This window comes from Methylophaga sp. UBA5088, from assembly GCF_002414625.1.
Lineage (GTDB): Bacteria > Pseudomonadota > Gammaproteobacteria > Nitrosococcales > Methylophagaceae > Methylophaga > Methylophaga marina.
The window spans coordinates 4320-8187 of sequence record NZ_DIAC01000077.1 but is presented as its reverse complement, the minus strand read 5'-3'; the positions used below and the strand labels follow the sequence as shown (position 1 = coordinate 8187).

Annotated in this window: 5 protein-coding genes; 1 reads left to right on the top strand and 4 read right to left on the bottom strand. The window is 40.7% G+C overall.

The genetic code is table 11. The features are described 5' to 3' along the window. Positions 1–38: 38 nt before the first annotated feature. Positions 39–455 carry a ferric iron uptake transcriptional regulator gene (gene fur, locus B4K20_RS09895; protein ID WP_286304247.1) on the bottom strand — a complete coding sequence of 139 codons (417 nt, stop codon included), beginning with the start codon at positions 453–455 and terminating at the stop codon, positions 39–41. 78 nt (positions 456–533) lie between these two features. Between fur and B4K20_RS09890 the strand changes: the two genes are divergently transcribed. Then, positions 534–1073, top strand: a complete 540-nt coding sequence (locus B4K20_RS09890; protein WP_289243455.1) for an outer membrane protein assembly factor BamE — start codon at positions 534–536, stop codon at positions 1071–1073. Between the two features lie 26 nt (positions 1074–1099). Here B4K20_RS09890 and B4K20_RS09885 read toward each other — a convergent pair whose 3' ends face one another. The 3 genes from B4K20_RS09885 to B4K20_RS09875 all read right to left on the bottom strand — a co-directional run bounded on the left by B4K20_RS09885 (position 1100) and on the right by B4K20_RS09875 (position 3665). Then, positions 1100–1615 carry a carbonic anhydrase gene (locus B4K20_RS09885; RefSeq protein ID WP_289282760.1) on the bottom strand — a complete coding sequence of 172 codons (516 nt, stop codon included), beginning with the start codon at positions 1613–1615 and terminating at the stop codon, positions 1100–1102. 124 nt (positions 1616–1739) lie between these two features. Then, entirely contained in the window at positions 1740–2378 is a 639-nt protein-coding gene (locus B4K20_RS09880; protein WP_289282757.1) for an MBL fold metallo-hydrolase, read from the bottom strand. Positions 2379–2426: 48 nt separating this feature from the next. After that, positions 2427–3665: a hypothetical protein gene (locus tag B4K20_RS09875; RefSeq protein WP_289243452.1), complete on the bottom strand. Its 1239-nt coding sequence runs from the start codon at positions 3663–3665 to the stop codon at positions 2427–2429. Between the last annotated feature and the right edge of the window lie 203 nt (positions 3666–3868).

Here is a 3868-nt window from a genome sequence, read left to right as displayed (position 1 = left end):
GAGGAAATGCTGGATCAGGCTCAACGCTAGATTATTTACTATTCTTCTCTTAAACACGTTTGGCAGATCCCATAGATATATAAACTATGATCCGTCATCTCCCAACCTTTTTCTTTAGCGATGGCTTTTTGGCGTTGCTCGATGACTTCATCGAAAAACTCTTCAATCTTGCCGCAGCGCACACACAGTAGATGATCATGATGACTACCGTCTTGTAGCTCAAAGACAGCATGTCCACCCTCAATGCTGAGCCTGGAAACTAGTCCGGCTCCCTCAAACTGCGTTAGTACACGATAAACCGTGGCTAAGCCTATTTCTTCTCCCATATCCAGAAGTGCTTTGTACACATCTTCCGCACTCATATGACGCAAATCCGATGTTTCCAAAATTTCCAAGACTTTCAATCTTGGTAGCGTCACTTTTAATCCAGCTTTTCGTAAATCTTGTCTTTCCATTATTATTGTTGCCTCGTAGAAATGCTGCGAATAGAGTATCATCGCAGATTGGTAATTAACTACAGAAATCAATACTAAATGAAAAGCTCCGTTGTTTACAGCCTTTCCTTGGCAGTTATTTTGTCATTGTCAGCTTGCAGCACCGATAAAATACCAGGTGTTTATCGCATAGATATCCAGCAAGGTAATGATGTTACTCAAGAAATGATCAATCAACTTGAGCCAGGCATGACGAAAAATCAGGTCGCCTATGTTATGGGCACGCCATTACTCATTGATACTTTTCACCCGAATCGCTGGGACTATGTCTATAGTTATCAACCCGGCGGAGAAGATCGCGAACAACGCCGTATCACCCTTTACTTTGATGAGTCAGAAAAATTGGCACGCATTGATGGTGATACACGTACTGTGGCTAGAGCAGATCTACCACAGGTTGAACGCCAGGATAAAAATGTTATCGTGCCTTTAACAGAGAAAAATACTGGCCTGTATTCAAAGCTAAAAAGTCTGGTGGGTCTCGGGGATGATGACGAGGATATTGAAGTCATCGAAGGTACAGATCCCGCTAAACCTGATGTAGATGAACAGCAAATTCCTGATAGAGATATTCAATAATAAAAAAGGCGCCAAAGGCGCCTTTTTTATGCTGGTTTTTCAAACTTATCAGTGGTCGGGTTATAGCACATCAACTCACCTTTATCGAGATCAAAGTACCACCCATGTAATCGTAAATTTCCGGCTTCAACACGGTCTTTGATACACTCAAATGTCATCAGATTTTCCAAAGAAACAAGTACAGCTCTCTGTTCACACATTTTTAACTGAACACTTTCATGTTCATGTTTATGATTCACTTTTACCCAGTCCTTAGCGCTTCTCGCAATAGACACCCAGCGATGGATAAATTTGGAATCTTCGACACCATCACTTTGCCATAAAGCACGTATACCACCACAATTGCCATGGCCCATCACAACTATGCTCTCTACATTTAGCGAATTCACAGCAAACTCCAGCGCAGAGCTTGTGCCATGATGGTTATTATCTGTTTCACATGGAGGAACAAGATTTGCCACATTTCTTACGGTGAAAATATCACCAGGATCGCAATCCGTTAAAATCGCAGGATCAACTCTGGAATCACAACAAGCAATCATAAGTATTTTTGTTGGCTGCCCAGTTTTCATACTCTCATACAGTGCTCTATTATCACCAAAGTATGTTTTTTTAAATCGAGAAAAACCCTCTAGCAATTTATACGTCGTCGGCATGTTGTTATTGTTATCTCAAAAATTGTAAAAATGGATTGTGACGTTTCTCATCAGCTATTGTAGTCGTTTGACCATGACCGGAGTGAACGATCAAAGAACCGGGTAATGAAGACAGTTTTCTCAGACTCTTTTGCATCAGAGCGGCATCTCCCATGGGTAAGTCAGTGCGCCCTACACTGCCGGCAAACAAGGTATCCCCCACGAAAATATCTTGATTCGTATAGTAACAACCTTGTCCAGGTGTATGTCCTGGAGTTGAAATAAAGGTTAAATCTGTTTCTCCTAGACTAATGATATCGCCATCATCAACAAAATGATCAATTCTGCCACATGGTCGATTCATATGTGGAGCACCGAACCAGTCGCCTTGTTGTGGCAGTGTGTCGAATAAAGGTTTGTCTAATCTTGGAAGGTAGGTTTGTGCGTCAAATAGATACTGTATGTCTTTCAAAGAGCCAGCATGATCAAGGTGACCGTGTGTTAGTAGAATTTTAGTTAGCTTAAATTCTTCATGTTTAGTTTCAAGATAATCAGCGAGCTCTGTTGTCTCACCGGTATCAATGATGGCAGCCTCATTTGTCGCTTCATCAATAATCAAATAGGTATTCACAAAAAAGGCGCCAACGGTGATACATTCGATTTTTAACATCTAAAATCCATGCCCGTTGACGCCTTTCAGTAGAGTTCTCTCTACAGTTTACTTATCCCACTTTTTGCTTGATTCACGTGCAGTGATCATATTCTGCTTGAACCAATCACTTTTCACTTTTTGTGTTCTTGCTAAGTCAAGATTAGCCTCATACCACTTTTTCTTGATATCAGCATGTGGATCTGGATGCATATTGGCTTCATACCATTTGTTATGGCTGATTCGCGCTTTCTCCAGATTGGCTTCGTACCATTTTTTATCTGTTTCAGTTGTCAGCTCATCACTGATTTCATACCAATGTTTTTCTGTCGGTGTGTTATCGAGATTCGCTTCATACCATTTAATACGTTTTTCACGAGCTTGTTTTAAGTTCGCTTCGCGGAAAGCTAATTTCCAATCAGTGTCGTTAGCCTCTCTATAATCATACCAGTGCGTTTGCGTAGGCTGATTATCATTTGCTTCGTACCAACGACTACGTTCTGCACGAACAGCTGCAACTGCAGATTTCAAGTTAGCTTCGTACCACTTGTTTTTAGTGTGGATGTGCGCTGCAATATTAGCCTCATACCAAGGTGTATCGGAAACCTTAGCAGGTCGCTGATTGGCTTCGTACCATTTTTGGTTCTCTCTAGCGATAGCCGCGTTGTCTGCAAACCATTTGGTTTTGACTTGACGCGTGCGAATTAAACTTAAATTAGACTCATACCAACGCTTTTTGATTTCAGCGTGAGGATCAGGGTGAATGTTTGCTTCGTACCATTTGCTGTGATTAATACGAGCTGTTTGTAAATTGGCTTCGTACCATTTCTTTTTGGTGTCTGAATATTTTTCATCACTGAACTCATACCAATGTTTTTCGGTAGGAGTATTGTTTAGATTTGCTTCATACCATTTGATACGTTTTTCACGTGCCTGATCAAGATTCACACGCATCCAAGCTTTTTTTACATCACTGTACATTTCTTCACTGAAATGTTGCCAGCGCTTTTCAACCTCAGATTGGCTTCTGTTAGCTTCATACCATTTACGAGTAGCGCGTACAGACTGAACGGCTTGGTCTAGATTAGCTGCATACCATTTATTTTTGGTTTCAATATGCTCAACCAAGTTAGCTTTGTACCAAGGAATCTCAACGTCTTTCGCTGGACGCTTGTTAGCGTTATACCAGGGTTTGGCAATGTTTATAGATGGTTTGAGGTTAGCCTCATACCATTTGCTTCTGGATTCTCTCGCTGTTTTTAGATTAGCTTCGTACCATTTTGCTTTAATTTCAAACGTGCTAGTCATATTTCTTACCTCTCTGGGCATTTAAGTATTCTGATAGTACATGACTTTTAATCAAGTTCACAACAAAATCAGTAGGATATTTGATTGAGATCAGTTTTACTCATAACAGTGCTTTTCTGCTTTTATACGTTGTAACGCTGATATCTGTTGCTCTACTTGTAGCTGTCGTCTATCTTCTTTTTCTTCTACTAAAGCAGAATACC

Excerpts from the sequence above, each read along its gene's own strand:
- B4K20_RS09885 (WP_289282760.1), bottom strand. The coding sequence starts at position 1,615 with ATGATTGCTTGTTGTGATTCCAGAGTTGATCCTGCGATTTTAACGGAT.
- B4K20_RS09880 (WP_289282757.1), bottom strand. The coding sequence starts at position 2,378 with ATGTTAAAAATCGAATGTATCACCGTTGGCGCCTTTTTTGTGAATACC.
- B4K20_RS09890 (WP_289243455.1), top strand. The coding sequence starts at position 534 with ATGAAAAGCTCCGTTGTTTACAGCCTTTCCTTGGCAGTTATTTTGTCA.
- B4K20_RS09875 (WP_289243452.1), bottom strand. The coding sequence starts at position 3,665 with ATGACTAGCACGTTTGAAATTAAAGCAAAATGGTACGAAGCTAATCTA.
- fur (WP_286304247.1), bottom strand. The coding sequence starts at position 455 with ATGGAAAGACAAGATTTACGAAAAGCTGGATTAAAAGTGACGCTACCA.